This is a genomic window from Novosphingobium decolorationis (assembly GCF_018417475.1).
Lineage (GTDB): Bacteria > Pseudomonadota > Alphaproteobacteria > Sphingomonadales > Sphingomonadaceae > Novosphingobium > Novosphingobium decolorationis.
Genome location: NZ_CP054856.1, coordinates 3,922,105 through 3,948,907, shown reverse-complemented (window position 1 = coordinate 3,948,907; position 26,803 = coordinate 3,922,105). Strand labels below are relative to the sequence as shown.

The 26,803-nt window shown below is 68.0% G+C and carries 30 protein-coding genes; 21 read left to right on the top strand and 9 right to left on the bottom strand.

Annotated elements, in window-relative coordinates; translation table 11 throughout:
- Nucleotides 1-35: 35 nt before the first annotated feature.
- The 8 genes from HT578_RS18310 to HT578_RS18275 all read right to left on the bottom strand — a co-directional run bounded on the left by HT578_RS18310 (nucleotide 36) and on the right by HT578_RS18275 (nucleotide 6,406).
- Nucleotides 36-800: a sigma-70 family RNA polymerase sigma factor gene (locus HT578_RS18310; protein ID WP_213500988.1), complete on the bottom strand. Its 765-nt coding sequence runs from the start codon at nucleotides 798-800 to the stop codon at nucleotides 36-38.
- Nucleotides 797-2,926 (bottom strand): flagellar biosynthesis protein FlhA, encoded by a 2,130-nt coding sequence (locus HT578_RS18305; RefSeq protein WP_213500987.1) that lies wholly within the window; start codon nucleotides 2,924-2,926, stop codon nucleotides 797-799. The genes HT578_RS18310 and HT578_RS18305 overlap by 4 nt, the downstream gene beginning before the upstream one ends.
- Complete coding sequence (locus tag HT578_RS18300) at nucleotides 2,923-3,861, bottom strand: lytic transglycosylase domain-containing protein (protein ID WP_239026350.1); 939 nt, start codon at nucleotides 3,859-3,861, stop codon at nucleotides 2,923-2,925. Before HT578_RS18300 ends, HT578_RS18305 begins: the two co-directional genes overlap by 4 nt.
- 73 nt (nucleotides 3,862-3,934) lie before the next feature.
- Complete coding sequence (locus HT578_RS18295; protein ID WP_239026349.1) at nucleotides 3,935-4,267, bottom strand: flagellar protein FlgN; 333 nt, start codon at nucleotides 4,265-4,267, stop codon at nucleotides 3,935-3,937.
- Nucleotide 4,268: 1 nt separating this feature from the next.
- The gene (locus tag HT578_RS18290) at nucleotides 4,269-4,583 is read right to left on the bottom strand and encodes a flagellar biosynthesis anti-sigma factor FlgM (RefSeq protein ID WP_213500986.1); all 315 of its coding nucleotides are present in this window, start codon (nucleotides 4,581-4,583) and stop codon (nucleotides 4,269-4,271) included.
- A gap of 125 nt (nucleotides 4,584-4,708) precedes the next feature.
- Nucleotides 4,709-5,212, bottom strand: a complete 504-nt coding sequence (locus tag HT578_RS18285) for a flagella basal body P-ring formation protein FlgA (protein WP_039388331.1) — start codon at nucleotides 5,210-5,212, stop codon at nucleotides 4,709-4,711.
- A gap of 85 nt (nucleotides 5,213-5,297) precedes the next feature.
- Nucleotides 5,298-5,732, bottom strand: coding sequence for a hypothetical protein (locus HT578_RS18280; RefSeq protein ID WP_039388333.1), 435 nt, complete (start codon nucleotides 5,730-5,732; stop codon nucleotides 5,298-5,300).
- Nucleotides 5,729-6,406 (bottom strand): MotA/TolQ/ExbB proton channel family protein, encoded by a 678-nt coding sequence (locus tag HT578_RS18275; RefSeq protein WP_239026348.1) that lies wholly within the window; start codon nucleotides 6,404-6,406, stop codon nucleotides 5,729-5,731. The genes HT578_RS18280 and HT578_RS18275 overlap by 4 nt, the downstream gene beginning before the upstream one ends.
- Nucleotides 6,407-6,671: 265 nt before the next feature.
- On the opposite strand from HT578_RS18275, the gene flgB reads away from it, so the two are divergent.
- The 14 genes from flgB to HT578_RS18205 all read left to right on the top strand — a co-directional run bounded on the left by flgB (nucleotide 6,672) and on the right by HT578_RS18205 (nucleotide 17,284).
- Nucleotides 6,672-7,019, top strand: coding sequence for a flagellar basal body rod protein FlgB (gene flgB / locus HT578_RS18270; protein ID WP_039388339.1), 348 nt, complete (start codon nucleotides 6,672-6,674; stop codon nucleotides 7,017-7,019).
- Between the two features lie 2 nt (nucleotides 7,020-7,021).
- Nucleotides 7,022-7,429: a flagellar basal body rod protein FlgC gene (gene flgC / locus HT578_RS18265; protein ID WP_039388341.1), complete on the top strand. Its 408-nt coding sequence runs from the start codon at nucleotides 7,022-7,024 to the stop codon at nucleotides 7,427-7,429.
- A complete protein-coding gene (locus HT578_RS18260; protein ID WP_213500985.1) occupies nucleotides 7,426-7,794 on the top strand; it encodes a flagellar hook assembly protein FlgD in 369 nt (122 codons plus the stop codon). Before flgC ends, HT578_RS18260 begins: the two co-directional genes overlap by 4 nt.
- A 25-nt stretch (nucleotides 7,795-7,819) precedes the next feature.
- Nucleotides 7,820-8,635, top strand: a complete 816-nt coding sequence (locus HT578_RS18255) for a flagellar hook-basal body complex protein (RefSeq protein WP_039388345.1) — start codon at nucleotides 7,820-7,822, stop codon at nucleotides 8,633-8,635.
- A gap of 25 nt (nucleotides 8,636-8,660) precedes the next feature.
- A complete protein-coding gene (locus HT578_RS18250) occupies nucleotides 8,661-9,428 on the top strand; it encodes a flagellar basal body rod protein FlgF (protein ID WP_039388346.1) in 768 nt (255 codons plus the stop codon).
- Between the two features lie 33 nt (nucleotides 9,429-9,461).
- Complete coding sequence (gene flgG, locus HT578_RS18245) at nucleotides 9,462-10,250, top strand: flagellar basal-body rod protein FlgG (RefSeq protein WP_213500984.1); 789 nt, start codon at nucleotides 9,462-9,464, stop codon at nucleotides 10,248-10,250.
- A 2-nt stretch (nucleotides 10,251-10,252) separates the two neighbouring features.
- Nucleotides 10,253-10,927 carry a flagellar basal body L-ring protein FlgH gene (locus HT578_RS18240; protein ID WP_213500983.1) on the top strand — a complete coding sequence of 225 codons (675 nt, stop codon included), beginning with the start codon at nucleotides 10,253-10,255 and terminating at the stop codon, nucleotides 10,925-10,927.
- An 11-nt stretch (nucleotides 10,928-10,938) separates the two neighbouring features.
- Nucleotides 10,939-12,051, top strand: a complete 1,113-nt coding sequence (locus tag HT578_RS18235; protein WP_052322306.1) for a flagellar basal body P-ring protein FlgI — start codon at nucleotides 10,939-10,941, stop codon at nucleotides 12,049-12,051.
- Nucleotides 12,048-12,410 (top strand): rod-binding protein, encoded by a 363-nt coding sequence (locus tag HT578_RS18230; protein ID WP_239026347.1) that lies wholly within the window; start codon nucleotides 12,048-12,050, stop codon nucleotides 12,408-12,410. Before HT578_RS18235 ends, HT578_RS18230 begins: the two co-directional genes overlap by 4 nt.
- A 3-nt stretch (nucleotides 12,411-12,413) precedes the next feature.
- Nucleotides 12,414-13,754 (top strand): flagellar hook-associated protein FlgK, encoded by a 1,341-nt coding sequence (flgK, locus tag HT578_RS18225; RefSeq protein ID WP_213500982.1) that lies wholly within the window; start codon nucleotides 12,414-12,416, stop codon nucleotides 13,752-13,754.
- Between the two features lie 11 nt (nucleotides 13,755-13,765).
- Complete coding sequence (locus tag HT578_RS18220) at nucleotides 13,766-14,686, top strand: flagellin N-terminal helical domain-containing protein (RefSeq protein WP_039388358.1); 921 nt, start codon at nucleotides 13,766-13,768, stop codon at nucleotides 14,684-14,686.
- Nucleotides 14,687-14,755: 69 nt separating this feature from the next.
- Nucleotides 14,756-15,619: a flagellar motor stator protein MotA gene (gene motA / locus HT578_RS18215; protein WP_039388360.1), complete on the top strand. Its 864-nt coding sequence runs from the start codon at nucleotides 14,756-14,758 to the stop codon at nucleotides 15,617-15,619.
- 2 nt (nucleotides 15,620-15,621) lie between these two features.
- Nucleotides 15,622-16,455, top strand: a complete 834-nt coding sequence (locus HT578_RS18210; RefSeq protein WP_213500981.1) for a flagellar motor protein MotB — start codon at nucleotides 15,622-15,624, stop codon at nucleotides 16,453-16,455.
- A 205-nt stretch (nucleotides 16,456-16,660) separates the two neighbouring features.
- The gene (locus HT578_RS18205; protein WP_213500980.1) at nucleotides 16,661-17,284 is read left to right on the top strand and encodes a YceI family protein; all 624 of its coding nucleotides are present in this window, start codon (nucleotides 16,661-16,663) and stop codon (nucleotides 17,282-17,284) included.
- A gap of 496 nt (nucleotides 17,285-17,780) precedes the next feature.
- On the opposite strand, the gene HT578_RS18200 is transcribed toward HT578_RS18205, so the two are convergent.
- Nucleotides 17,781-18,602 carry a flagellin N-terminal helical domain-containing protein gene (locus HT578_RS18200; protein WP_039388364.1) on the bottom strand — a complete coding sequence of 274 codons (822 nt, stop codon included), beginning with the start codon at nucleotides 18,600-18,602 and terminating at the stop codon, nucleotides 17,781-17,783.
- A gap of 271 nt (nucleotides 18,603-18,873) precedes the next feature.
- Between HT578_RS18200 and HT578_RS18195 the strand changes: the two genes are divergently transcribed.
- Genes HT578_RS18195 through HT578_RS18165 form a run of 7 tightly spaced genes read left to right on the top strand, consistent with a single transcriptional unit; the run spans nucleotide 18,874 to nucleotide 25,729 of the window.
- Nucleotides 18,874-20,178, top strand: coding sequence for a sigma-54 interaction domain-containing protein (locus HT578_RS18195; protein ID WP_213500979.1), 1,305 nt, complete (start codon nucleotides 18,874-18,876; stop codon nucleotides 20,176-20,178).
- Nucleotides 20,175-20,567 (top strand): flagellar hook-basal body complex protein FliE, encoded by a 393-nt coding sequence (gene fliE, locus HT578_RS18190; protein WP_039388367.1) that lies wholly within the window; start codon nucleotides 20,175-20,177, stop codon nucleotides 20,565-20,567. Before HT578_RS18195 ends, fliE begins: the two co-directional genes overlap by 4 nt.
- Before the next feature lie 9 nt (nucleotides 20,568-20,576).
- Nucleotides 20,577-22,307, top strand: a complete 1,731-nt coding sequence (gene fliF, locus HT578_RS18185) for a flagellar basal-body MS-ring/collar protein FliF (protein WP_213500978.1) — start codon at nucleotides 20,577-20,579, stop codon at nucleotides 22,305-22,307.
- Nucleotides 22,307-23,317, top strand: coding sequence for a flagellar motor switch protein FliG (gene fliG, locus HT578_RS18180; protein WP_213500977.1), 1,011 nt, complete (start codon nucleotides 22,307-22,309; stop codon nucleotides 23,315-23,317). The genes fliF and fliG overlap by 1 nt, the downstream gene beginning before the upstream one ends.
- A complete protein-coding gene (locus HT578_RS18175; protein WP_213500976.1) occupies nucleotides 23,310-23,951 on the top strand; it encodes a FliH/SctL family protein in 642 nt (213 codons plus the stop codon). The genes fliG and HT578_RS18175 overlap by 8 nt, the downstream gene beginning before the upstream one ends.
- 8 nt (nucleotides 23,952-23,959) lie before the next feature.
- Nucleotides 23,960-25,300, top strand: coding sequence for a FliI/YscN family ATPase (locus tag HT578_RS18170; protein WP_213500975.1), 1,341 nt, complete (start codon nucleotides 23,960-23,962; stop codon nucleotides 25,298-25,300).
- 3 nt (nucleotides 25,301-25,303) lie between these two features.
- Nucleotides 25,304-25,729 carry a hypothetical protein gene (locus HT578_RS18165; protein WP_213500974.1) on the top strand — a complete coding sequence of 142 codons (426 nt, stop codon included), beginning with the start codon at nucleotides 25,304-25,306 and terminating at the stop codon, nucleotides 25,727-25,729.
- Nucleotides 25,730-26,803 lie beyond the last annotated feature (1,074 nt).

Below are 26,803 nucleotides of genomic sequence, written 5' to 3'. Positions count from 1 at the left end.
GCCGGCTGCCTTTCGGCATCGGCGGATTGCCGGGCCTATAGAATGTCCGCCACCCCGGCGAGGCTCTCCCGCAACTTGGTGAGCGCCTGCGCCTTCAACTGGTGGACGCGCGGGACGCTCACCTGCAGGACCTCGGCGATCTCGGAGAGGTTCAGTTCCTCCACGAAATAGAGCGAGATGACGAGACGCAGGCGTTCAGGCAGATCGCCCAGCGCCGCGATCACCGCCTCGCGCATCTCCGCATCGGCCAGGATGGCGAGGCTGTCGCGCTCCTCGGTGGCAAAGGCCAGGTTCTGGTCGGAATAGACCTCGTCGATGGATTCAAAGCGCATGGGCTGACTGGAATCCTGCATCGCGGCAAGGTCCATCTCCGCCATGCCCAGCGCCTCGGCCAGTTCGGCAAGCGAAGGCGCGCGGCCCAGCGTGGCGCGCAGTTCGTGCTCCTTGGCCTCGATCTGGCGGCGGCGCTCGCTCGCTCCGCGCGACATCGGCACGGCCTTGCGCACGAGATCGACCATGGCGCCGCGCACGCGCATCTTGGCGTAGGCGGCAAAGCCGTCTTCGGTCGGCCCCGAATGTTTCTGCGCGCACTCGGTCAGCGCGACGAGGCCCGCCTGCATCAGGTCCTCCAGCTCGATCCCCGGACGCCCCGTGCCGTTGACGTGCCAGGCCAGGCGGCGCACCATCGGGAGAAAGCGACGAACGCGGTCGGCCACTTCCTCCCGATGCCCTCCCAGGCGCGGACTGCGCGCACCGACCGAGTAGGTCGGCGGCGTGAATACGGTCTGATCCTGTTTCATGCCGCGAGACTCTCAGGCGAAGATGCGCCTGCGCCGTCCGGCCCGGGCAGACCCGGCGCGGGCGCACGCGGCGCACCCACTACGTCGATCACCTCGATGGGCTGGGTGGGCGGCAGCTCGGCAATCGAGAGGACAAGGCAGCTGGGCGCGCGCAGGCGCAGCAGCTGGGCGAGCGCGCGGCGTGCACGCGGCTGCACGACGAGCGCGAGCGGGATCGCCTGCGCCCCGCGGCTGTCGGAAAGCTCGGCAATGCGCTGGCCGATGGTGGCGGCAAGGTCGGGCTCGATCACCGGCTGCCCGGTGACCGGGTCCATCATTCCCGAGACGATGGCGCTTTCGAGCCCGGCGTCGAGCGTGACCACGGGCAGGCGCATGTTGGGCGGGCACACCCGGCCCACGATCAGCGCGCCCAGGTCCGCGCGCACCAGCTCGACCAGTCGGTCGTGCTCCACCGTCTGCTGCACCGCGCGGCTGAGCGAGGCAAGGATCGGCAGCGGGTGGGCGATGGGAATACCGTCTTCCAAGAGGTTGCGCAGAAGGCGCGTCAGCGCGGCCAGCGAAAGCGGCTGCGGCGTGATCGTCTCGATCAGGCTGCCCGCGTGGTCTTTCAGCGCATCGATCAGCATCCGCACCTCGTCGGGGCCGAGCAGGTCCTGCGGGCGCTCGGCCAGCAGCTGGTTGAGGTGGGTAGCGATCACGGTCCCGGCATCCACCGTCAGGAAGCCTTCGGCGATGGCGTGGTCACGCGCGGCCGGATCGATCCAGAGCGCAGGGCAGCCGAAGCTGGGGTCCTGCGTCTCTTCGCCCTTCAAGGTGTGGTTCTTGCGCGCCTCGCCCGCATCGATGGCGAGCACCCTGTCGGCGCGAACGCTCGATCCGCCCAGCGTCACGCCGCCCAGCACGATGCGATAATCGTGCGGCGCCATGTCGAGCGCGTCGCGCACGCGAAACTGCGGCACGATGAAGCCGAAGGCCTGGCTCAGCTGCTTGCGCACGCCGGTGACGCGGCTGACCAGCGGCGAGCCGTGGCGCGCATCGACCAGTTGCACGAGGCCGTAGCCCAGCTCGATGGTGACAAGGGTATGGTCGGAAACGTCCTCCAGTTCGATGCGCGCCGGATCGACCGGCTCGGGCACGACCTCGGCGGGCAGGGCCGCGCGCGCGGCCCGTTTTCGCAAGGCGTGCCAGAGCCACAGGGCCAGTCCCGCAGCGGGCAGGAAAATCGTCTGCGGCATGGCCGGAATGAGGCCGATGGCGCCGAGCACCACGCCCACCGGCAGCCAGGTCTCGGGGCTGGCGAACTGGCCGCCGATCTGCCCGGCCAGATCGCGCGTGTCGGCGACGCGGGTAACGATGACGGCGGCCGCGATGGAAAGCAGCAACGAGGGCACCTGCGCCACGAGCGCGTCGCCGATGGCGAGCGTGATATAGGTCTGTGCGGCATCCCCCGCCGACATCTCGTGGCTGATCATACCCAGGCAGAAGCCCGCGATGATGTTGACACCCAGGATCAGCAGCGCGGCGATCGCATCGCCCTTCACGAACTTGGAAGAGCCGTCCATCGAGCCGTAGAAATCGGCCTCGGTCGCCACTTCACGGCGGCGCGCCTTGGCCTCGTCGGCCGTCAGGAGCCCGGCGGCAAGGTCTGCGTCGATGGCCATCTGCTTGCCGGGCAGCGCATCCAGCGTGAAGCGCGCGGAGACTTCCGAAACGCGCCCTGCCCCCTTCGTCACCACCACCAGGTTGATGATGACAAGGATCAGGAAGACGAAGATGCCGACCGCGAAATTGCCACCGATGAGGAAGGCGCCGAAGGCCTCGATAACCTTGCCTGCGGCCTCCCCGCCCTCGTGCCCATGAACCAGCACGACACGTGTCGAGGCGACGTTGAGCGCGAGGCGCAGCAGCGTCGCGAAAAGCAGGACCGAGGGGAAGGAGGAGAAGTCGAGCGGCTTGTCCGCGTTCATCGCCGCCATCAGGACGGCAACCGAAAGCGCGATGTTGAGCGTGAAGGACAAATCGAGGACAATCGCCGGAACCGGCACGATCATCAGGACGATGAGCGTGAGGATGCCGACGGGAAGCGCCAGGGCGCCCGGGTCCTGGATGCGCTTGAACAGGTTCACAGGCCGAACCTCGCGAGTTTGCCGTAGGCGTTCTTCACGTTACCCGGCAGGGCCGCCTCGGAGGCCCCGAAGGCACCTTTGAGCGTTTCGGCCATGGAGCGGGCGGGGACGTGCGGCGCGGCGGCGGCCGGGCTGGTTCCGCCATGAAACTCCCGTGCGAGCGGCCCGAGGTTGGCGGGCATCGAACCGGCACTGCGCGCGGCAAGAAAGGCACTCGCCGACGGCATGTCCTTGCCGGGAGCGGCAAAGACCGCCGGATCGTACGCCAGCCGCACCGCACCGCCGCTTTCCCCCATGGCGCTCGCCATGCGCGCGCGCAGGAGGTTCATCACGCCGCCGACCGAACGGGCTGCGCCTGTGCCTTCGTAGAAGATCGCGCGGTTCGCCGCGGCGGCCTTGGGAAGCAGCGCCGCTGCGCTCTGTCCGGGATTGTGGGCGAGCGCGCCAAGAAATTCGCCTGCCCCGGCGGCTCCCAGGAAGTGGGCCAGATAGAGTTCGGTCGCATCGGGTGCGCGGCCCAGAACGGCGGTCAGCTCCGCGCCGTTGTCGCGCGCGAGTTCAGCGGCCATGCGCGCGGAAGCATCGGCATCGTAGCGCAGCCCCAGGACCTGGCTGCGCAGGCCGGGATCGCGGATACGCCCGCCCTCGATGGCTTCGCTGACCCACGAGAGGCCATGGCGCGCGCCATGCCGGTCCAGCGTGCCGAGCCAGGTGCCATTGGTGAACTGGAACAGCCCGGCCGCACTCGATGTGCCGGCCCGGGCCGTGGGATCGAGGCCAGATTCAAGCCGGGCCTGCGCCATGAGATACTGGAAATCGACGCCGGTCGCATCGGCGGCGCGGGCAATGGCCTCGCGCGCCTGTGCGTGCGTGGGCGACTGCGCGCGCAGGGTTGCCCCTGCAAAGTTCGCTCCGACTGTACCTGGATCGCTCAAGGATGGACTCCCGAATGTCTACTCCGGGACGAGATCAGCAAGGGCCGTGCCAGATGCACCGCCAGCACGCCCCTCAGACGCGGGCGCCGGCCACGGCGTAAGTGCCCGACGCGCGGTAGAGCTGCGGACTGCCGGTCAGCGCATCGAGACGGCGCGTGACATTGGCGGCCAGGATGTTGCGCACCTGCCGGTTCACCTCGTTGAGGCGCCGTGCAGTGTCGAGCAGACCGCGGCATTCCTCGTCGAGGTCGGCGCGCTGCAGGTGGTCGAGTTCGCTGCACAGGCGGTCCTTCGCCCCCGTCGCCCCGACGATGCCGTCGAGGTCGAGCGCGGCAAGCGCCTGCCGCTCGGTCTCGAGCACGGCAAGCATCTGCCGCAAGGTGCCGGAAAGCTCGCCCCCGGTCATGTTACTTGGGTGTCCGCAGCATGACGCCCGCCGCGATCATGGCGTCGGCGATCTGGGCCGGAACGAGGGGGTAGGTGCCGGCTTCCACGGCCTTGCGAATCTGCGAGACGCGGTCGGTGTCGACCGGCGCAGCACCGGGATCGAGCGCCGCCGAAGTTTCCACGGCAGGCTGGCTCGGGGCCGGGTTCGCCTCGGGCCGGGCCGAGGCCGGGGCCGACGAGGCGACCGCTGCAAGTTCTTCACCGCCCGACGGGCGGGCCGGACGCGACGGGATCGATCCGATCGACTGCGCAGGTCCCACTTCGATAGGTGGCATTGTACCGCTCCTTCAAATAGTCTGCTGCTCAGAACGGCGGTTTCGATCCGGCTTTAAGGGCCACCTCAGAGCAACGATCAAAACCTTGCGTTATCGTTTGCTTTCAAAGCCAAATCCCGATGCGATCACGGCAGAGGCACACTGACGAGACCCGGCCGCACGATCCGCGCGCGCATTTCCTCGCCCCGCCCCCGTTGCCCGGTGGCCAGGCGGACCCGGATCCACGCGCCGACAGGACCCGATTCCAAGGCCTCTCCCGGCTGTGAGACAGTAAAGCCCTGCCCCGTCACGGCGATGCTGAGGGCATCCCCGCGATTGATCGCGTCGGGCTCACGCACGGGCGGCTGGAAGGCGGGCGGCGGCGCACTGCGTACGGGGACGAAGAGACGCCAGCCCCCGACATCGGCGCACTGGACGACGACACTGTCCTTGGAAGGGCCGCGCCAGGACAGCGCAAGGCTGCTCTGGCAACGCTGGAGGCGCAGGCGCCGGTCGAGCGGCGTGATCGCCCCCCCGACCGCGCCCACGGGCGCGCCGGTGAAGGCCGCGACCTGCCGGTCGATCGCGTCGAGATCGGCGTAGGTAGCGCCTCCGGCGGCCAGCGCCATCAGGATCGTACTCAAGCTCATGCGCGGGACGTGTTTCCTTGCGAACGGACATTTCGTCCCGCCCAGTCAGCAATCTTCATGCCAGATGCCGCCACCAACGCCGCCTTCAGCGCGGCAACCCGGCGGCATCGAAAGCGAGCTCCGCCCGGATCACCCCCTGCCCCGGCTCCAGCACGATACGGGCGGCCAGCCCTGCCTCGCGCGCCTCGCCCGCCAGCGCCAGCGCGGCTTCGAGCGCCGCGGCCCGGCTCTGCACCCGCGCGGCCTCGTAAGGCGCGGTGATGGTCAGCTGCTGGCGCGGGTCGGGTGCCTGCTGGGTCAGCCACTGCGCCAAGGGCGGCGCATCGGGAAGCGCGATGTAGACCGAAAGCGGCTCGGCCCGCTGCGAACGACCGGCAATCTCTTGCCGCATAGCCGCCGGTGCCTTGCCGCCCTGCTTGGGCGAAGGCGCCGTACTGACCGCGGCGGCGGTGACCATGAAGAGGATCAGCGAGAGATCGGCCAGCGAGGTCTGCCAACTGACCGTGGCGCGCCCGCTCACTTGCGCCGCCCCTGTCCGTTCGCAGGCACATGCGCCTCATCGGCATGGCGCGGCAGGGCGACGCCAACCTGGCTCTCCAACCAGTCGAGCACCTCCTGGCGGGCCTGCTCCTCCTCCGAGGCGCGCCGCGCAACCGCGCGCGCGAGCGGGGCAAAGACCATGTTCCCCAGAAGCAGGCCATAGAGCGTCGTCAGCACGGCCATGGCGATCGCGCTGGTGAAGTTGCCGTCCTGCCCGCTGCCCGCCGGAAGCTGGCTGAGCGAGATCAGCGTGCCGGCCAGCCCCAGCACGGGCGAAAGGTCGGCGGCCTGGTTGAGCGTGCGCACCGCGCGCATCGACCGCGCCGCGCGGCGGCGCTTGTGCGCGATGTGCGCGGCGTGGAGCGAGGCCACCGACCGCGAGCCGATCAGAGCGCCGGTCGCCTCGTCGAACTCGGCATCACCGGACAAGTGCGGTTCGGTGCGGATCACGCCGTCCTGGCGCATATCCTGAACGTGAACGGCCAGCTCGGCCTTGAAGCTCGCCGCGTCGAAGCGCTTTCGCACGAGGCGGCGCAGCGCGGCACAGGCCGCCCCGCTGTCGGTGAACCCGCAGCGCAGCAAAGTCGCAAGCAGCGTGCCCCCGCCCACAATCAGCGCGGACGTCGCATCGACGAGATTTTCGGGATTGATCACGGGCCGGGCTGTCCTTTGACGACGGGTCTCTTCAGCCAAGAACGGCGCGCGCCGGTCTTTTTCAGGCTTGCCCCTGCATTTGCCGCCCTTCCGGCAAAGCCTTGCCGCGCATGGGCCTCACGCGGTCCGCAACGCCCGTAAAGGCCCGAAATCGCGCGCCTCGCGCATTTGGCACATGCCTTGCGAATACCGGACCGAACCGCCGCGTTTCCCTGCGGCAAGGACCACCCCGGCCCCTACCTGGCCGGCACACGAAGGAGCGATCATGCCGCAGGACCTCTTCGGCATTCACGGCAAGGCCCTGGAACTGCGCTCGCAGCGCATGGGCCTCATTGCCTCGAACATCGCGAACGCCGCGACGCCGGGCTACAAGGCCAAGGACATCGACTTTACAGCGGCCCTCGGCGCCGCGCAGAACGGCACCGCGCTCGAAACCGCGGCCGAGCACGCCACGCGCTACCGCGTCCCGGTGATGCCCGCGCTCGACGGCAACACGGTGGAGCTGCCCAACGAACAGCTCGCCTTTTCCGAGAACGCGGTCGGCTATTCGACCACGCTCGAATTCATCCGCGGCCGGGTGGACACCCTCAAGCGCGCGCTGCGGGGCGACTGACCATGGCCAATTCGCCCATGACGCTCTTCACCCTCGCCCAGCGCGGCATGTCCGCGCAGATGGTGCGGATGAACGCGGCGGCCTCGAACCTTGCCAACGCGGGCACCGTCTCGGCCAGCGAGGGGGAAGCCTACAAGCCGATCCGTCCCGTCTTCGCCGCCGACCTGGATGCCGCAAGCGGCCTCGCCTCGGTCGATGTGCGCGGCGTGGTGCGCGAGAACGCCGCCGCGCTGCGCCAGCACACCCCCGAGCACCCGCTGGCCGATGCCAACGGCGATGTCTGGGCCGCCCCCGTCGATGAGAACGCGGAGATGGTCGAGATGCTCGAAGCCTCGCGCCAGTACCAGAACCTGCTCGAGGCCCTCTCCACCGCCAAGCAGCTCATGCTCGAAACGATGAGGCTCAAATGACCGTCACCTCGATCACCACCGGCCTGCCGACAACGCCGACCACAACGACCAGCGATACACCGCGCAATTCGCTCGGCGATCTGGGCCAGGCCGATTTCCTCAAGCTGATGATGACCCAGCTCCAGCAGCAGGATCCCTTCGAGCCGATGGACCAGACCGCCATGCTCGCCCAGATGGCGCAGTTCTCCTCGCTCGCGGGGACGACCGAGATGGGCGACACGCTGTCCCGCATTTCCACGCAGATGGAGACGCTCAACCAGACCGGCCTTGCCACCCAGCGCGCCGTCGCCGCGCTTGCCACCCAGGTCGAGGCCCTGAACGCGGCCAACGCCAACACCGCTTCTCCCACCACCCCCGCTGCCTGAGCGCGCGCAACGAAAGTCACGCCCGATGTCCTATTACACCTCGCTGACCGGCCTCAAGAACGCGCAGACCGACCTCAACGTCATCGCGCACAACATCGCCAACGCCGAGACCACCGGCTTCAAGAAGAGCGATACGGCCTTTGCCGACATCGTCTCCTCCTCGATCCTGACCGATCCCTCGCTCACCACCGGTATCGGCGCGCGGGTCAGCGCGATCATGCAGGAGTTCTCGCTCGGCCCCATCGAGCAGACCGGCTCGGCGCTCGACGTCGCGGTCAACGGTGAAGGCTTCTACACCGTCGTCTCCCCGCTCTCGGGCGAGACCGCGTATACCCGTGCCGGCTCGTTCTCGGTCGATGGCAACGGCTACATCCGCAACGCCCAGAACATGCGCCTTCAGGTCTTTCCGGTCGATGCCTCGGGCGCGATCACTTCGCTGACCACGCTTCAGGACGCGCAGATCCCGGCGCAGAACACCGCGGGCGAGGACTTCGCCGGGGTGACCATCATGTCCGACGGCTCGGTCGTCGCCACGTACGCCGATGGCTCGAACGAAACCGTGGGCGTGCTCGCGCTCGCCAACTTCATCTCGCCCCAGGGCCTGCGCCAGGAAGGCAACGCCAGCTGGACGGCGACCGGCATTTCGGGCGCCGCGAGCTACGGTCAGCCGGGCTCGGGCCTCTACGGTTCGCTCATGGCCGGATCGCTCGAACGCTCCAACGTCGAGATTGCCGAAGAACTGGTCTCGCTGATCACCGCGCAGCGCAACTTCCAGGCCAACGCCAAGGCCGTGGATACCGCCACGCAGCTCTCGCAGACCATCATCAACCTGCGCACCTGATCGGCGCACGGAGCGGACCTGACTCATGGATCGCCTGATCTACACCGCGCTTTCGGGCATGGCCAATTCGATGACACGCGAACGCGTGATCGCCTCGAACATGGCCAACGCCCAGACCATCGGCTTCAAGGCCGAGGTTCTCAACGCCACGCCCATGACGCTCGAAGGCCCGCAGCTCCAGGTGCGCGCCATGTCGAGCGCCGACGTCAAGGGCGCGATGATGAAGGACGGCGCGGTGGTGAACACCGGCAACCCGCTCGACGTGGCGCTTTCGGGCGACACCATGCTGGCCGTCCAGGCCGACGACGGGGGCGAGGCCTATACCCGCCGCGGCGATCTCTCGGTCACCGTGACGGGCGTCCTCCAGAATGGCGACGGGCTGCCGGTGATCGGCCAGAACGGCCCGATCACCCTGCCCCCCGGTGCGCGCATCACGATCGGCCCGGACGGCGCGCTGCTGATGGCCGATCCGGCCGTGCCCGAAGCGCCGCCGGCCCGGCTCGACGTGATGAAGCTGGTCTCCACCACCGGCTCGACCATCACCAAGACGCTCGCTGGCCAGTTCCGCGTTCCGGGTGACGGCATCCCCGGCAGCCCGACCGAGTTCGGCGTGCTGCCGGTGGACGCGAACGCGCGCCTGATCCCGCAGTCGCTGGAGCAGTCCAACGTCAACGCCTCCGAAGTGCTGGTCGAGATGATCTCGGCGCAGCGCCTCTTCGACCTTCGCACCAAGCTCATCGAAACCGCCCGCCAGCTCGACGAAGGCGGCACGCGGCTGATGCGCCTCGACTGATAGCCCCCTCACCGTCTCCACAGGAAACGTCCCATGCCCTCATCCGCCCTCCAGGTCGCCCGCACCGGTCTCGAAGCCCAGGACACGCGCATGCGCGTGATCGCGAACAACCTCGCCAACGTCTCGACCACCGCATTCAAGCGCGACCGCGCCAACTTCGCGACGCTGGCCTACCAGGACGCGCGCGTGGCCGGTGCCGCCTCCTCGAACGAGACGACCTACGCCATCGGCCTGAACCTGGGCACGGGCGTGGGCGTCCAGTCGACCACGCGCATGGAGACACAAGGTTCGCTCCAGATGACCGGCAACAGCCTCGACCTCGCGCTCGATGGCGATGGCTATTTCCAGATCACCCTGCCCGGCGGCCAGCTGGCCTATACCCGCGCGGGCAATTTCAGCCGTTCGTCCGAGGGCCTGCTCGTCACCTCGCAGGGCTATGCGGTGCAGCCTCCGGTGACGATCCCCGAGAACGCGACGACGATCTCGGTCTCGGAGGACGGCACCGTGTCGGCGCAGCTGGCCGGGCAGGCCGATCCCTCGCAGATCGGCCAGATCACCATCGCCAGCTTCACCAACCCGCAGGGGCTGCAGGCGATGTCGGACAACTTCATGCTGGAAACCGCCGCCAGCGGCCCCGCGCAGATCGGCGTCGCAGGAACCGAAGGGCGCGGCGCGATGCGCCAGGGCATGCTCGAGGCCTCCAACGTCAAAATCGTCGAGGAGCTGGTCGACATGATCGAAACCCAGCGCGCCTACGAGATCAATTCCAAGATGATCTCGGCGGTCGACGAAATGCTGCGCAACGCCAACCAGACGCTGTGATCATGTCCCGCACTATCTCCCTCGCCCTCGCGCTTCTCGCCCTTGTCCTTCCGCTTCAGGCCGAAGCGAAGAAGAAGCCCAAGCCCTCCGGTTTCGAGGCCACGCTGCCGATCGTCGAAGCCGCGAGCGCCGGGGCTGTGCCCACGGGCGGCATCTTCTCCGCCTCGGTCGGCTATGCGCCCCTCTACCAGGGCAACCGCGCCACGCGCGTGGGCGATCCGCTGACCATCATCCTTCTCGAGACCACCACCGCCTCCAAGGCCGTTTCGTCCAGCAACGGCAAGAGCGGGGGCGCCTCGATCATCCCGCCCACCGCCGGTCTCCTCTCCTTCCTCAACCCCAACGCCCTTAACGCGAGCTCCTCCTCGTCGTTCAATGGTCAGGGAAGTGCAGCGCAGACCAGCAGTCTCGTCTCCACGATTTCCGTCACCATCGCCGAAGTGCGCGCCAATGGCACCGCACTGGTCAAGGGAGAAAAGAAGATGCTGCTCAGCCAGGGAGACGAATGGGTCCGGTTTTCCGGCATCGTGCGCCTGGCCGACATCGACCAGGACAACGCCATCGCCTCGACCCGCGTGGCCGATGCCCATGTCGAGTATTCCGGCAAGGGCGCCCTCCAGCGCGCCAGCAAGCAGGGCTGGCTGGGGCGCTTCTTCAACCTGATTTCGCCGTTCTGATGGGGGGCTGGATGCAGCGTAATCTTCCCTGGATGCTGGCCGCGCTCTTCGCCGCGCTCACCGTCTACCTGGCGCCCGTCCACGCCCACGCCGAACGCGTGCGCGATCTTGGGCAATTCCAGGGCGTACGCTCCAACCAGCTCACCGGCTATGGCATCGTCGTGGGTCTTCCGGGCACCGGCGATGACAACCTCGAATACCTGACGCAGGCCATGAAGGGCGTCTCGGGCCGCATGGGCCTGACCCTGCCCGCAGGCGTCGCGCCCGGCCTCAAGAACGCGGCGGCCGTCATGGTCACCGCCGACCTTCCCGCCTTTGCCAAGCCCGGCCAGCGCATCGACGTCACGGTCTCCACCATCGGCAAGGCCAAGTCGCTGCGCGGCGGCGCGCTCATCATCACCCCGCTCTACGGCGCGGATGGCCAGATCTACGCGATGGCGCAGGGCAACCTCGCGGTCGGCGGGCTTGGCATCTCGGCCAACGACGGCTCCAAGCTGACGGTCAACATCCCGACCGTGGGCCGCATCGCCGAGGGGGCCTCGGTCGAGCGCGCGGTCGCAACCGGTTTCGACAGCCAGCAGACACTGCGCTGGAACCTCTTTGCCGCCGATTTCCTCACCGCCTCGCGCGTGCGCGATGCGATCAACCAGCGCATGCCCGGCACCGCCTCGGTCGAGGATGGGGTGACGCTGGCCCTCACGCTTCCCATCGAATCGAACACCCGCGCCAGCGTCATGGCCGCGATCGAGATGATCGAGATCCAGCCTGCCGAAACGCCCGCGCGCGTCATCGTCAATTCGCGCACCGGCACCGTCGTCATCAATTCCGCCGTGCGCCTCGCGCCCGCCGCGATCAGCCATGGCAAGCTCACCGTCCGCGTCGACGAAGACCCGATGGTGGTCCAGCCCGCGCCCTTCAGCCGCGGCCAGACCGCGATCGAGCCCAATTCCGACATTTCCGCCGAGGAAGAAAGCCGCGCCGTCGCGCTGTTCCAGCCGGGTGCCTCGCTCTCGCAGGTGGTCGACGCGCTCAACCTCCTGGGCGTCACCCCGTCCGACCTTGTCGCAATCCTCGAAGCGCTCAAGCAGGCCGGTGCCCTGAAAGCCGAGATGGTGGTGATATGATCAACGCTTCCGCCCCCTCGACCAGCCTCATCCTCTCGCCCGAAAAGGGCATGGACCGCACGCCGGGCGCCACCGCGCGCGAGGAACTGGCGCAGGCCGCCAAGCAGTTCGAGGCGATCTTCGTGCGCCAGATGCTCGCCGAAGCGCGCAAGACCCACTTCGACAAGGACGGCATCTTCTCCAGCGCCGCGCTCGACACGTTTCGCCAGATGCAGGACGAGCGCTTTGCCGAGATCGCCGCGCAGACCGGCACGCTCGGCCTTGCCAGCGTGATCGAGGCTCAGCTTGCACGCCACCTGCCGCCCGAGGCTCCCGCCGAGCCTGCTGCCGCCCCCCCTGCCACCTCCGGAGACCGCTAAGACATGCCGTCCGACCTCATCTCGATGGCCCGCAGCGGCACCCGCGCGGCCCGCACTGCGTTGGAGATCACCTCCAACAACATCGCCAACGCCTCCTCGGAAGGCTACGTGCGGCGCTCGGTCTCGCTCGCCGAAGTGGCCGTCGGCACGGTCAGCTCGACACCCACCTCGATCAACCTCGCCGGGGTTGCGGTGGCGGGTATCGTGCGCAACGCCGACCAGTTCCGCCAGGGCGAAGTGCGCCGGACCGGAGCCGATGCGGCGCGCGCAGCGGCCGAAGTCCAGGGCCTTGAAAACATCGAATCCGCGGTCGAGCAGACCGGGGTCTACACCTCGATCGTCGATTTCGAGGCAGGGCTGCAGGCTCTGCTGTCCGATCCCACCGACGGACCGTTGCGCGCGGGCGTCCTCGAACAAGGGCGCACGCTTTCCGAAACGCTCAACGTCGCGGCCTCCAGTCTCGATGCGGTGGGCGATGGGCTGCGCTTCGAAGCGGGCGAAGGTGTCGAGAACGTCAACCGCATCGCCTCCGAACTGGCGCGCGTGAACCTGCGCCTCTCGCGCGCCTCGGACGCCTCGAGCGACCAGACCGCGCAGCTCGACCAGCGCGACATGCTGCTCCAGGAATTGTCGCAGTACGTCGACACGCGCATCAGCTTCGCGCCCGATACCGGCGTGGTGACGGTTACGCTGGGCGGGCCTTCGGGCACCGATCTCGTCAACGGCGGGACCACCCGCAGCCTTGCCATGGCGACCGCCGCCGACGGCACGATCTCCTTCAGCCTCGATGGCACGCCGACAGCGATTTCCTCGGGCCAGCTCGCGGGCAAGAGCCTGTCGCTGACGCAGGCCGCCTCCACCCGCGCCGAACTCGACGCGATTGCCGCCGAGATCGTCACCACCATCAACGCCGCGCAAGCCGCGGGTGTCGACCTTGATGGCAATCCCGGACAGCCGCTCTTTTCGGGCACGGGCGCGGCGGACATCCGCATGATCGCGGCCAACGGCGCGGCCGTCGCCACCGCCCCTGCCGGGGCCGGCGCGAACAGCCGCGATGTCTCCAACCTCGAAGCCATGCGCAGCGCGCTGTCCGCCGCCGATCCGGCGGGCGACATGGACACCCTGCTCTTCGGCATTTCCAGCGCGGTGGCCGGGCGCCGGGTGACGCGCGATGCGCTCGATTCCATCGCCAGCACCGCGCGCGTTGCGCTTCAGGCGCAGGCGGGCGTCGACCTCGACCAGGAGGCGGTCAACCTCGTGCGCTTCCAGCAGGCCTTCGAAGCCAACGCGCGCGTCATGCAGGTCGCCTCCGACATCTTTGATTCCATCCTGGCCATCCGCTGAAGGGTCTAGCCATGCCGATCGTCTCCACCAGTACCAGCGCCTTCTACGAACGGGCCCGCGCCGACATGAAGGACCTGCGTTCGCAGGCCGAAACGCTGCAGGCGCAGCTGGGCAGCGGCGAGAAGCTGACCCGCTCGTCCGACGATCCGGTCGCCGCCTCACGCCTGCGTGCGCTGGGACGCCTGGAAAAGCTCTCCGAGATCGATGCCGCCAACGCCAGCCGCGCCAACGCCGACCTGACGCTGGCCGATGCCGCGATGTCCGACATGGCCGATGCCATCATCCGCGCGCAGGTACTGGCCGCGCAGGCCGCCAACGGCACCATCACCGACAGCCAGCGCACCGCCATCGGGCAGGAACTGGAGCAGATCTTCGGCAATCTCGTGGGCCTCTCGAACGCGCGCGATTCCAACGGCCATGCCCTCTTCGGAGGCGAAAGCGCGGGCGATGCCTATGGCCTCGATGCCGGGGGCAACGCGGTCTATGTCGGTACGCCCAACACCAGCAACCTGCCGCTCGGCGAAGGGCAGAGCGTGACCCGCTCGATGCCTGGCCCCCAGTTCCTGTCCTTCACCGACACCGCGGGCAATCCCAGCGATACGATGGCGACCATCAAGGCGCTCGCCGTGGCGCTGCAGAGCGGCACGCCCGATCCGACCGGCGCCGCGCGCGAGGCGTTGGGCAACCTCCAGACCGGGCTCGACACGCTCACCACGGGCCAGACCGTGATCGGCACGCGCCTCGCCTGGATCGAGCTCACCGACAACCGCCGTATCGACCTCCAGGAACTGCGCCAGAGCGAGGAATCGAACATCGGCGCGACCGACATCGCCACCACCATCGCCACCTTGCAGGAAACGCTCACCGTTCTGGAAGCCAGCCAGGCCAGCTTCACCAAGCTCGCCGGACTGTCCCTGTTCGACAAGCTCTGATCCCGCCCGCCGGCCCGGCCGCTTTTCCAAAAAGCGCGCCGGGCTTCGCCTTGACGAGGAAGATTAACCATGTTTGCAATCATCGGGATCGTGATCCTGCTGGTGATGGTCTTTGGCGGTTTCGCCATGACGGGCGGTGCGCTCGGCCCCGTGATGCACGCCATCCCCCATGAGATGCTCATCATTGGCGGCGCGGCGGTGGGCGCCATCGTCACCGGCAACTCGATGCACGAACTCAAAGTCCTGGGCGGCGGCTTCGCGCGCGTGCTCAAGGGCCCCAAGCACAACAAGCAGGACCACATCGACGTCATCGTCCTGACTGTGCGGCTGATGAAGATCCTGCGCTCGGAAGGGCCGGTGGCGCTGGAAAGCCACGTCAACGAGCCCAAGTCCTCCTCGCTCTTTGCCGAATTCCCCCGCATCCTCGCCAACCACGCGCTGACCGATCTCATCTGCGACACGCTGACGCTGATCGTGGTGTCCTCGGGCACGCTGGAAGTTCACGCGGTCGAGGACGTGATGGACAACGCGATGAAGACCCACTTCCACGAGTTCCACGAACCCCAGCACGCGATCCAGAACCTGGCCGACTCGCTGCCTGCACTTGGCATCGTCGCGGCCGTGCTGGGCGTGGTGAAGACGATGGGCTCGATCGACAAGCCGCCTTCGGTTCTGGGCGAGATGATCGGCTCCGCGCTCGTCGGCACCTTCATGGGCGTGCTGCTGGCCTATGGCATCGTCGCGCCGATGGCCGGGCGCCTCAAGCAGATCAACGACCAGGACGAGATGATCTTCCACTGCGTGAAGCAGGTCATCATCGCCAGCCTGCACGGCTGGCCCCAGCCCCTCGTCGTGGAAAGCGCGCGCTCGGGCCTTGGCCATGCCTTCCGCCCAGGCCTTTCCGAACTGCTTGACGCGATGCGGGGACGCTGAGCGTGGCCAAGAAGAAGGAGGAGCCGCTCGCCCCGATCATCGTCAAGAAGGTCACGGTGGTCGAAGGCGGCCACCACGGCGGCGCCTGGAAGGTGGCCTATGCCGACTTCGTGACCGCGATGATGGCCTTCTTCCTCCTTCTGTGGATCCTGGGCGCGACCACCGAGAAGCAGCGCAAGGGCATTGCCGACTACTTCACGCCGACCCTGGTGCAGACGCGCAAGCAGTCCGCCGGTTCGGCCGGCGGCCTCCTGGGGGGCTCCTCGCACACCGACGCCGACAACTACCCCCACGCCATGGGCCAGACCGGCACCAAGGCGCTGACCATCCCGCGCGGCCCCGAGGGAGGCCCCAAGGAGGGCGGCTCGAAGGTCAAGCGCACGACCCGCGCCAAGGAATCGCTCGAAGCCAAGCTGCGCTCGTCCGAACGGCTGCGCCGCCTCGCCAAGCAGGTGCGCCTCGTCGACACCACGCAAGGGGTGCGGATCGACCTTGTCGACGACGCCGATTTCGCCATGTTCCGCCTGGGCACCACGGTCCTGACGCCCGATGCCAGCGAACTCCTGGGCGCAATCGCGCAAGCCGTGGGGCCCAATGCGGCGCAGCTCACCATTCGCGGGCATACCGATGCCTTGCCCTTCCTGCCCGGCACCAAGGGCAACAACTGGTCGCTCTCGGCCGGACGCGCCGAAGCCACGCGCCAGGCCCTCCTGCGCGACGGATTGCCCGAGGATCGCTTCCGCCGGATCGAGGGCGTCGCCGACAAGGAACTGCTGATCCCCGGCGATCCGAACGATCCGCGCAACCGGCGTATTTCGATCACCTTGCAGGACTGACGTACACGCCCATTCGGCAACACGAATGCAGGCAAAATGGCACTGCACAGCATTGCAATGGATACAATTGCACGCATCCCCTTGCGTAGGCCCTCTTCCCACTCTTAAGTCCCGGTCTCCCCGCCCTGAAATCGGCGCGGGGCTGGCGTGCGGCCGCAAGGCGCTCGCCCGGTGACTGCGACCTACCCCTCAGGAGGATCTACCAATGCGCCGCCTTTTTCTTGCCCTTCCTGCCAGCGCTGCCCTGCTTGCCGCAGCCTGTTCCTCTGCCCCTGACGAAAGCGCGCCCGAACCGCTCGCCGGGAACTGGGAGCTGGACACGAAAGCCTCGCGTCTTGCCTTCGTCACGATCAAGGCTGGCCAGGTCGTCGAAGCGCACAGTTTTGGCGATCTCTCCGGCTCGGTCGCCGAGGACGGCACGGCCAGTTTCGCCGTTGATCTCGCCTCGGTGAACACCAACGTCGATGTGCGCGACCAGCGCATGCGTGACATCCTCTTCCAGGTCGCCGACTTCCCGCAGGCCAAGGTCAGTGCGAAGATCGATCCGGCCACGCTGTCCGGCCTGGGCCTTGGTGAGCAGTCCATCGTTCCGATCACCGCCACGCTCGACCTGCACGGCACGAAGGCTCCGATCGAGACCAGCCTCGCCGTGACCCGGATCGCGCCCGACAAGGTGGAAGTGGAAACGACCAGTCCGATCATCCTGGACGCGGCGAACTACGCCCTCGGCGAAGGCCTTTCCCAGTTGCAGGAACTGGCCGGGCTCCCGGCCATCACCGCGCAGGTCCCTGTCACCTTCTCACTTGTCTACGACAAGTCGGACGACTGAACTGAGCCACTGCCTTCTTTATCTTCAGGCAGGCCCACCAATGGGCCTGCCTGGCAATTCATCACACTGAAAAGAAACACTAAAAACCACAGAACCCGACATAATAAAAATATTCTACATGCAAAAGAAAACGTTGCGCGCGATCATCCCTACCCTGTGATTAACCCTCGCCAGCCACGATTCATCGCATTTTTCAGCCCCCTTCAGTGCTAGGAATTCCATGCTCAAGCTGCCTCAAGTCATCCGCTGCCGTTTGGGACGCCATACCCCGGTCCGCTCCGAGGCGACCTGGGACGGACTGCACTTCGTGGGCACATGCACAAAATGTGGGCAGTCCATCCGCCGGGTGAGCCGCGGCAAGTGGAAGGCCGATTGGCAGCCGGACTGACACGCCTCGAACGCGCCGAACGCAAAAGGGCCCGGCGGTCTGGGGAAACACCGCCGGGCCCAACTTGAGGCCTGCCTGGTCAGGGCAGGCCATGCACATTCATCAAGATTAACGCAGCAGCGAGAGCACGTTCTGCTGGCTCTGGTTGGCCTGCGCGATCATCGCGGTCGAGGCCTGGCTCAGGATCTGCGCCTTGGCCATCTGCGTGGTTTCGCTGGAGTAGTCGGCGTCCTCGATACGCGAACGGGCGTCCGAGAGGTTCGTCACGTTGTTGGTGAGGTTGTTGATCGCCGATTCGAGGCGGTTCTGGCCAGCGCCCAGCGAGGCGCGGGTCGAGTTGACGTCGGCCAGTGCGGCATCGACGTTGTCGAGCGTGGTCGAAGCTGCCGTTGCGGTCGACACGTCAAGCGCCGTACCCAGGTTCGTGCCATCGATCGCGGTCGAGGTCAGCGTGATGGTCTCACCCGAATTCGCACCGGTCTGGATGTTGAAGGTAACGTCAGTGCCCGAGGTGGTCGAGAACAGCGTGTTGCCGTTGAACTTGGTCTGGCTGAGAACATCGTCGATCTGCTCGGTCAGTGCGGTGACTTCCGACTGCATCGCGGTGCGGTCCGAGTCCTGGTAGGTGCCCGAGGCCGACTGGATCGCCAGTTCGCGCACGCGCTGGAGCATGTTCGAGACTTCCGACAGACCGCCTTCGGCCGTCTGGGCAAGGCTGATGCCGTCGTTGGCGTTGCGGATGCCCTGGCTCATGCCCTTGATCTGCGAGGTCATGGAGGTGGCGATGGCAAGACCGGCCGCGTCGTCCTTGGCCGAGTTGATGCGCTTGCCGGTCGACAGGCGCTCCATCGCAGTGCCCAGCATCTTGTTCGCCGAGTTCGACGCGTTCGAAGCCTTGATCGCACTGATATTGGTATTGATGACTGACATTGTAGTTAGCTCCCGTTGGCTTGTCCCGAAGCCGGACGAGCCACCCGGCCCATCCGGACTGGCTGTCAGGACCTAGACCGGCAGGACGGCGCGAAGTTTAAGCGAAAAAATTCGCCGCGTTTGCGCGCTTCGTGCTGCACTGCAGCCATCCTTCGCGATGGTTTCGCGGGGCTACGGGAATCCACACGCCCTTAAATTCTCAAAACGTTGGCCGTTCACGCGCGATACCCGTGTCTTGGAAATTGGTTGCTTCCACGGGGATAATAGAATCATGCCAGGTCTGACCTTCAGCCCGGAATTCGGCCGCCTTCACGGCCCGCTCGTCCAGCGCGCCAGCGCGGTCGCCGGAGGCCTGATCGACCACACCGACATCGATCTGCGCGATCACGCCGACACCGCGCCCGCGCGCTCCAGCACGCGCACGGTCACGCTCAAACGCAGCTCTGCGGCCAGCCTGTCCCATGACGCGCAGCGCGTGGACATCGGCTACGGCGATCCGCTGGGCGAAACCGCGCTGGCCATGCTGCTCGCCGCCATGGCCGCCCCGGGCGACCCGATTGCAGCAGATCCCCTCAGCCTCTCGGTCCTGGCGCTGGCCGAACGCATCGCGGCCAGCAACATTCCCGTGCTCATCAACGGCCCCACCGGCACCGGCAAGGAAGTGCTGAGCCGCTTCATCCATGCCCGCAGCGCGCGCCGCAAGGGGCCCTTCGTCGCCGTCAACTGCGCCGCGATGCCCGAGACCATGCTCGAGGCCATGCTGTTCGGCCACCGCAAGGGCGCCTTTACCGGCGCGACCGAGGCCAGCGAGGGCTTCATGCGCGCGGCCAACGGGGGCACGCTGCTGCTCGACGAAATCGCCGAACTGCCGCTTTCGCTCCAGGCCAAGCTGCTGCGCGCGCTGCAGGAACAGGAAGTCGTGCCGATCGGCTCGACCCAGGCGATCCCGCTCGACGTGCGCGTCATCGCCTGCGCCAACCGCGACCTTCCCACCGAAGTCGCCGAAGGCCGTTTCCGCGCCGACCTGTTCTACCGCCTGAATGTCTTCCCGCTCGAGCTGCCGGCACTCAAGGCGCGGCCCGAGGACATCGCCCCGCTCGCCTACGCGATGGCGCTGCGCCACGCCGAAACGCCGGGCCGGGTCCCCTGCTTCAGCGAAGCCGCGCTCGTCATGCTCAAGCTCCACGCCTGGCCGGGCAACGTGCGCGAACTGGAGAACGTGGTGCGCCGCGCGCTCCTCCTCGCCTTCGACAGCGATGTCATTGCCCCGCAGCACATCGTCTTCGACAGCCCGGCACGCCTGCTCTCCCCCTTCGAGGACGAACGGCGCAGCGCCGAGGCCGCAGGCGATGCCGTGACGCCCGACAGCAAGGGACGCCTTTCCAACATCGTCCAGCAGTCCGAGGCCCGCGCCATCGTCGAGACGCTCGAGACCTGTGGTGGCAACCGCCAGCAGGCCGCGCGCGAACTCGGCATTTCGGAGCGTACCTTGCGGTATCGTCTTGCCTCGCTCCGTGAAGCGGGCATCGAGATCGGCCGCAATTGTGGCGCCCGCGCCGCCGGAGGCCGTCGATGAGCACGGTCTCCCCTGTCAGTGCCCGCGAAGGCGGCATCCAGCAGATCATGGACATGCGCGCGCAGATCATCGAGCGCAACCAGACCCTGCGCGCGATCCATTCGCCCGAAGGCCCCTCGGTAGCAGGCACGGGCCTCCTTCCCGCGCCCACCGGCAACGGTGCGCCCGCGCCCGGCTTTGCCGACACGCTGCGCTCCGCGCTTGAGGGCGTCAATTCGGTGCAGTCGCGCGCCGAAACGCTCTCCAGCGCGTACCAGACCGGCGAGGTTACCGACGTCGCACAAGTCATGCTCGCGCGCCAGGAAGCGGGGATCGCCTTCGAGGCGACCATGCAGGTGCGCAACAAGCTCCTGAGCGCGTATCAGGACATCATGCGGATGGGGGTCTGACGCTAAGCCATGGCCGACCTCGTCCCCGCCCCCGCAGGCGGCGCGCAACTGCCCGCCGCGCCTTCGCTCTTCGCGCCCTTCACCGACCCCGCCGGCGGACCTGTCCTTACGCGCCTCTCGGCCTTCACCACGCAGCCCGCGGTGCGCAAGGTCCTGCCGGTCTTCGTCGGGTTGGCCGCGATCGGCGCCGCGCTCCTGACCTGGAGCGCCATGGCCCCTGATCCCCAGCGCGTGCTCTACGCCCAGCTCGGCGACAGCGAACGCGCCAGTGTCGCCGCCGCGCTCGACCAGGCCGCGATCGACTACCGCATCGACAATTCCACCGGCGCGCTGACCGTGGCCGAGGGCGACTTCTACCGCGCGCGCATGCTGGTCGCCTCGGACGGCGCGCTCGCCGTGCCCGAAAGCGGCGCCCAGATGCTCGACAGCCTGCCGATGGGCGCCAGTCGCACGCTCGAGGGCGAGCGTTTGCGCGCCGCGCGCGAAGCGGACCTGCAGATGACCATCCGCGAGATCGATGGCGTCGAAGGCGTGCGCGTGCACTTGGCCGCAGGCGAGAAATCGGTCTTCGTGCGCGACAACGTTCCCCCGTCCGCCTCGGTCATGGTGCGTCTGGCCCGTGGCCGCAGCCTGACCGACGGGCAGGTGAGCGCCGTGGTCAACCTCGTCGCCGGATCGGTACCAGGTCTTTCACCCGATGCCGTGCGCGTGATCGACCAGCACGGACGCCTCCTTTCCCAGCTGGGCCAAGGCGTCGATTCCGACCGGCTCGACCTCCAGGCCCGGATGGAAGCCAAGCTGCGCGAACAGGTCGCCCAGTTGCTCTCGCCCATGCTGGGTGAAGGCAACTTCACGTCCGAGATCCAGGTCGACCTCAACATGGACGAGGTCACCTCCGCGCGCGAGAGCTACGACAAGGACGGCGTCGTGCGCAGCGAAACGCAGCAGCAGTCGCAATCCAGCACCGGAGGCGCCGCCGTGGGCGTGCCCGGCGTTCTGGCCAACACCCCTCCGCCACAGACCCAGGCCCAGCCGGGCGCGCCGCAGGGCACGCCGGGACAGGCCCAGGGCGCGCAGACGCCGCCCCCGACAAATGGCGAGAGCTCGTCGAGCCGCACCTACGAACTGGGCCGCGAGGTTTCGGTCTCGAATTCCGGTCCCGGCCGCGTCCAGCGCCTTTCGGTCGCCGTGGCGATCAGCGCCGAAGCCATGAAGGGCGCCAACCAGCAGCAGATCGCCGACCTGGAGGCCCTCGTCAGCGCGGCGGTCGGCGCGAACCCGCAGCGCGGCGATGTCGTCAAGGTCATCACCCGCGCCTTCGAGGTCGCGCCCGAGACCGCCTTGCCCTTCTACGAGACGAGCTGGTTCGCCATGCTCGTGCGCAACGGGGCGGCGGTTATCGCGGTCCTTCTCGTCCTGCTCCTGGGCGTGCGCCCGATGGTCAAGGCCGTGCGAAGCGACAAGGTGAAGGGTGCCAAGGGCAAGAAAGGCAAGAAGGCCAAGGGCGCCGCCGAAGACGAGGACGAACCCGCCGCGCTCGAGGCCCCGGCCATACCCGCCGAACGCCCGGTCATCCCCGGCACCGAAGAGGAAGAGGAATACGTGCCGCGCGCCGAGCTCCTCAACCGCCAGATCACGCTCGCCCGCGGGCTCGTTGCGGAGAACCCGGGCGGCGCGGTGCAGGCGCTGCGCCAGATGCTCAACCACATGCCCACCGAAGATGAGGCAAAGGCCGCCTGATGAGCGAGGCAGCCCCCTTCGAGGCGGCCGACAACGCCGCCGTGATGATGATGTTGCTGGACGAGGAACAGACCAGCCGCATTCTCGCCGAACTGGAGCCCGACGAGTTGCGGCTCCTGGGCGAAAAGATGTGTGCGCTGGGCGACATCGGCCCGGACGTCATCGCCGAGGCCCTGACCGGGTTCCTGGAAAAGACCGAGGCGCTCGGCTTGCCCTCGCACGACCGCGTGGGCCAGGTCCGCATGATGATGCACCGCGCGCTGGGCGAGGTGAAGACCGACAATCTGATGCAGCGCATCATGCCGCCCGATGCGCCCAAGGGCTCGATGGTGGAGCTGGCGCGCTGGCTCAATCCCTCCGCGCTGATCCCGCTCATCAAGGACGAGCATCCCCAGGCCATCGCCGTGCTGCTGGTCCAGCTCGATCCGCTGGTCGCCGCCGAGGTCCTCCATGGTCTCCCGCCCGAGCAGCACTCGGAAATCATCCACCGCGTGGCGACGATCGGCCCGGTCTCGCCCCAGGCCATCGCCATGCTGGAGGAACTGCTCAGCCAACGCATCACCCAGTGCCACGGCAGCCGCCCCCTGCAGATGGGCGGCATGAAGGAGGCTGCGGAGATCATCAACGGCGTGGGCAAGGTCGTCGAGAAGCGCGTGATGAGCGAGATCGCCAAGAAGGACAAGGCGCTGGCCAAGAAGCTGGAGGAAGAGATGTTCAAGTTCGAGCACCTCTTCGTGCTCGATCCCCAGCAGATGGGCGTGCTCCTGCGCGATGTCGGCAACGACACGCTGATCGATTCGCTCAAGGGCATTTCGGAGGAGGAGCGCGAGTTCTTCTTCCGCGCCATGTCCAGCCGCGTCGCCGACGGCGTCAAGGACGAGATTGCCGCGCGCGGGCGCACCAAGCTGGCCGACGTCGTCGCCGCGCAAAAGGAAGTCGTCGCCATTGCCCGCAAGCTGGTGGCCGACGGCTCGCTGATCCTGGGTTCGGGAGACGGTGAATATGTCTGATCTGGGCTTTGCCTTCCCCCGCCCTGGCTTCAAGCTGATCGAGCCCTACGCCGACCGGCGCGGCTTCACGCCCGACCTGCGCTACGGCGGGAATCTGCGCAGCGCCGAAGGTGAGGAAGCGCCGACCTCTCCGCGCGAGGATACCGCGCACGAGGAGGATATCCCGGACCCGCTCGCGGAGGCCTTTACCCAGGGCTTCACCGCCGGTTTCGAACAGGCCCAGCAGGCCGCTGCGCAAAAGCACGGCGCCGACGAGGCCGCGCGCGAGGCGCTGTGCCTCTCGCTCGCCCGGCTCGATGCCGAACTGGAAGAGCAGCTGCGCCTGCGCCTGCGTGAAACGGTCGCGGCGCTGTGCGAAAGCGCGCTAGCCCCGCTCGCGCTCGATACCGAGGCGCTTGAGCGGCGGGTCGCCAACGCGGTTGCGATGCTTGCGCGCGCCGACGACGAGCGCGTGATCCGTCTCAACCCCGAGGACATGGCGCTGGTCTCCCCCCGCCTTGCCGAGCAATGGACGCTCCAGGCCGACCCCAAGCTCGAACGCGGGGCGCTGCGCATCGAGACCGCGAGTGGCGGGATCGAGGACGGCCCGGCCGCCTGGCGCGAGGCCATCGCCGAAGCGCTGCACGACTGCTGAGCGGCCTCATGCTGGATATGTGCGAAGCCATCCTGCGCGATCTGGCCACAGAGCCGGTCGACCTGGCCCCACGCCGCTTTGGCTATGTCACCGCCTGCGACGGAGGGCTGCTTGAAGTGAGTGGCCTGGCTGTTCCCGTGGGCGCGATGTGCCGGGTCGCAGACGGGCGCAAGGCGCCGCTCCTCGCCGAAGTCATCGGCTTTCGCAACGGGCGCACGATGATGATGATGCTGGGCGACACGATCCTGCTGCGCCCCGGCGCGCGCGTCATCCCCGAGGGGCGCCCGGGCATGCTGCCCGTGGGCGAGGCGTTCCTGGGCCGCGCGGTCGATGGCGAAGGACTTCCCATTGATGGCGGCCTGCCCATCCACAAGCGCGGCGAGTGGCCTGCTGGCGGCGTGCGCACCTCCGCGCTCGACCGCAGCCCGGTGCGCGTTCCCTTCGACACCGGCGTGCGTGCGCTCAACGCGCTCACCACCTTTGGCGTGGGCCAGCGCATCGGCGTCATGGCGGGCTCGGGCGTGGGCAAGTCGGTGCTGATCGACATGATTGCACGCGGTGCCTCGCTCGCCCGCAATGGCGCGGACGTTGTCGTGGTCGGCCTTATCGGGGAGCGCGCCCGCGAGGTTTCGGACTTTGTCGAGCGGCACATGAACGCGGCCATGAAGGAGAAGACCGTGGTTGTCGCGGTCCCGGCCGACCATGCCCCCAACCTGCGGCTGCGCGGAGCCATGCTGGCGACCTCGATGGCCGAGCATTTCCGCGCGCGCGGGCGCAAGGTCCTGCTCATCATGGACAGCCTGACCCGCGTCGCCCACGCCGCGCGCGAAATCGGCCTGCTGCTGGGCGAGCCGGGCGCGGCGCGCGGCTATCCCCCTTCCGCGCTCGCCACGATCACCAAGCTGGTCGAGCGTGCGGGCAACTCGGCCGCCTCCAATGGCTCGGTCACCGGGCTCTACACCGTGCTTGCCGATGGCGACAATCAGGACGATCCGGTCGTCGACACCGCGCGCTCGATCCTCGACGGGCACATCGTGCTCAGCCGTGAACTGGCCCAGCGCGGGCAATATCCGGCCATCGACATTGCCGCCTCGCTCAGCCGTGTGATGAACGACATCGTGCCCGAGGAGCACCAGAAGCTCGCCCGCACCTTCCGCGCGCTGACGGCCAGCTACGAGGCCAACCGCGATCTCGTGCTGATGGGCGCCTACCGCCCCGGCGCCGACGCCCAGCTTGATCGCGCGATTGCCATGACCGGCAAGTTGACGGCCTTCCTCGCGCAAGGGGCCGGCGAGGTCGTGCCGCTCAAGGACAGCGCCAGCCAGCTCGAAGCCCTGCTTGGAAGCTGATCGATGACCGATGCCCACAAGCGCCTCGCTCGCCTGCGCCGCCTGGAAAAGGTGCGCGACATCGCCCGCCAGACCGCTGCGGCCGAAGCCGCCCAGGCCGAGGGGACCCTGGCCCAGCTCCAGGCCCTGACCGAGCGCACGCGCCGCCTTGCCGAAGACTACGCCACACGCCGCACCGCGACCGACGGCGCGGCGCTGCACCAGATCGGGCGTTTCGTCTCCGGGCTCCAGACTCTTTCGCGCACGACCCAGGGCGATGCCGAGCGCGCGCACGCCATTGCCGATGCCAAGCAGAGGCACCTCGCGGAAGCCGAGCGCCGCCGCGCCGCCATCGAGGAGCGCGCGGCCCTGCAGGAACGGATGATTGCCAAGCAGGCGGCAACACCCGTTCTCTCCGCCCGCCGCGCAGCTGGCACGGAGCTTGAATAGTCCTTTCCATGGCAAGCCCAAGGACCCGTATTCGATGATCCCTCCGCACGCACCTTCCCAAGGCCTCGGCCTTCTCCGGACGATCCTGAACGGCCCCGCCACGTCGGACGAGGGTTCTGGCGGCGTGCCCGGAGAGCGCGGCACCGGCGCGAACTTCTCGGCTACACTTCAGGGACTTGCCTCGCTTGAAGGGGATACGGCGCCGGCTCCTGCCACCCTTCCCGCTCCCCACCTGCCCATGCCGACCCCTCTCGCGGCCCAGGCACCGAGCGGCGACGCTTTGCCCCCGATCGCACACCTGCCGGGCGGCAAGCCCTTGCCGTCCATCGGTGATCCGCTGCCGCCAGCCGCGCCGCAGGCCGCCGGGGCAGGCCCGGACAGCGCCTCCTGGGACGTGGCCGCAGAGGCATCCCCGGGCGAACCGAACCTGCCCGCACCGCTCACGCCGCCATGGCTGGCCTTGCTCGTCGACTTGCCCGTTCCGCCTGTCGCCGCTTCGCCTGCGCCGCCCACTCCGACAGCCTCTGTTTCGCACGTCGCCGTATCGGCTGCCTCGCCCTCTCCGGCGAGCTCCGTCTCGCACGTTGCCGCATCGCCTGCCGCGCCCTCTCCGGCGAACTCCGTCCCGCACATCGCCGCATCGCCTGCCGCGCTCTCTCCGGCAGGCCCTCTCCCGCACGTCGCCGCATCGCCTGCCTCGCTCCCTGCGGTGGGTTCTGTCCTGCCGCTCCGCGCATCGTTGGTTCCAAGCGCCCCTTCCGTGCCGACAGGCCGACAAACGTCCGGGGAAGGCTCTTCCAAAGGCGCCCTTGCCGGAACGGTTACCTGGCTGCAAATGGCTGCCGAGCCGACGCAGCCCCCCGTGACACCCGCCTTCGACGCGGCCACGCGACCCGTTCAGATGTCGTCCGCGAAGGAGGCCACTCCGGTCCGCGCTGCCGCCCTCCCTCCGCGAGGCGCAGAGCCCTCGGCGGCGAACGTCCCAGGCATGGAAGACCTGACCCGTGAGGTACCCGTCACCGGACGGTTGGCCCTTTCTCCGGCGGCTCTCCTGCACAGGCCCACTCTGCATAG

Excerpts from the sequence above, each read along its gene's own strand:
- HT578_RS18310 (WP_213500988.1), bottom strand. The coding sequence starts at position 800 with ATGAAACAGGATCAGACCGTATTCACGCCGCCGACCTACTCGGTCGGT.
- HT578_RS18295 (WP_239026349.1), bottom strand. The coding sequence starts at position 4,267 with ATGACCGGGGGCGAGCTTTCCGGCACCTTGCGGCAGATGCTTGCCGTG.
- HT578_RS18290 (WP_213500986.1), bottom strand. The coding sequence starts at position 4,583 with ATGCCACCTATCGAAGTGGGACCTGCGCAGTCGATCGGATCGATCCCG.
- HT578_RS18285 (WP_039388331.1), bottom strand. The coding sequence starts at position 5,212 with ATGAGCTTGAGTACGATCCTGATGGCGCTGGCCGCCGGAGGCGCTACC.
- flgB (WP_039388339.1), top strand. The coding sequence starts at position 6,672 with ATGCCGCAGGACCTCTTCGGCATTCACGGCAAGGCCCTGGAACTGCGC.
- flgC (WP_039388341.1), top strand. The coding sequence starts at position 7,022 with ATGGCCAATTCGCCCATGACGCTCTTCACCCTCGCCCAGCGCGGCATG.
- HT578_RS18260 (WP_213500985.1), top strand. The coding sequence starts at position 7,426 with ATGACCGTCACCTCGATCACCACCGGCCTGCCGACAACGCCGACCACA.
- HT578_RS18255 (WP_039388345.1), top strand. The coding sequence starts at position 7,820 with ATGTCCTATTACACCTCGCTGACCGGCCTCAAGAACGCGCAGACCGAC.
- HT578_RS18250 (WP_039388346.1), top strand. The coding sequence starts at position 8,661 with ATGGATCGCCTGATCTACACCGCGCTTTCGGGCATGGCCAATTCGATG.
- flgG (WP_213500984.1), top strand. The coding sequence starts at position 9,462 with ATGCCCTCATCCGCCCTCCAGGTCGCCCGCACCGGTCTCGAAGCCCAG.
- HT578_RS18240 (WP_213500983.1), top strand. The coding sequence starts at position 10,253 with ATGTCCCGCACTATCTCCCTCGCCCTCGCGCTTCTCGCCCTTGTCCTT.
- HT578_RS18235 (WP_052322306.1), top strand. The coding sequence starts at position 10,939 with ATGCAGCGTAATCTTCCCTGGATGCTGGCCGCGCTCTTCGCCGCGCTC.
- HT578_RS18230 (WP_239026347.1), top strand. The coding sequence starts at position 12,048 with ATGATCAACGCTTCCGCCCCCTCGACCAGCCTCATCCTCTCGCCCGAA.
- flgK (WP_213500982.1), top strand. The coding sequence starts at position 12,414 with ATGCCGTCCGACCTCATCTCGATGGCCCGCAGCGGCACCCGCGCGGCC.
- HT578_RS18220 (WP_039388358.1), top strand. The coding sequence starts at position 13,766 with ATGCCGATCGTCTCCACCAGTACCAGCGCCTTCTACGAACGGGCCCGC.
- motA (WP_039388360.1), top strand. The coding sequence starts at position 14,756 with ATGTTTGCAATCATCGGGATCGTGATCCTGCTGGTGATGGTCTTTGGC.
- HT578_RS18205 (WP_213500980.1), top strand. The coding sequence starts at position 16,661 with ATGCGCCGCCTTTTTCTTGCCCTTCCTGCCAGCGCTGCCCTGCTTGCC.
- HT578_RS18200 (WP_039388364.1), bottom strand. The coding sequence starts at position 18,602 with ATGTCAGTCATCAATACCAATATCAGTGCGATCAAGGCTTCGAACGCG.
- HT578_RS18195 (WP_213500979.1), top strand. The coding sequence starts at position 18,874 with ATGCCAGGTCTGACCTTCAGCCCGGAATTCGGCCGCCTTCACGGCCCG.
- fliE (WP_039388367.1), top strand. The coding sequence starts at position 20,175 with ATGAGCACGGTCTCCCCTGTCAGTGCCCGCGAAGGCGGCATCCAGCAG.
- fliF (WP_213500978.1), top strand. The coding sequence starts at position 20,577 with ATGGCCGACCTCGTCCCCGCCCCCGCAGGCGGCGCGCAACTGCCCGCC.
- fliG (WP_213500977.1), top strand. The coding sequence starts at position 22,307 with ATGAGCGAGGCAGCCCCCTTCGAGGCGGCCGACAACGCCGCCGTGATG.
- HT578_RS18175 (WP_213500976.1), top strand. The coding sequence starts at position 23,310 with ATGTCTGATCTGGGCTTTGCCTTCCCCCGCCCTGGCTTCAAGCTGATC.
- HT578_RS18170 (WP_213500975.1), top strand. The coding sequence starts at position 23,960 with ATGCTGGATATGTGCGAAGCCATCCTGCGCGATCTGGCCACAGAGCCG.
- HT578_RS18165 (WP_213500974.1), top strand. The coding sequence starts at position 25,304 with ATGACCGATGCCCACAAGCGCCTCGCTCGCCTGCGCCGCCTGGAAAAG.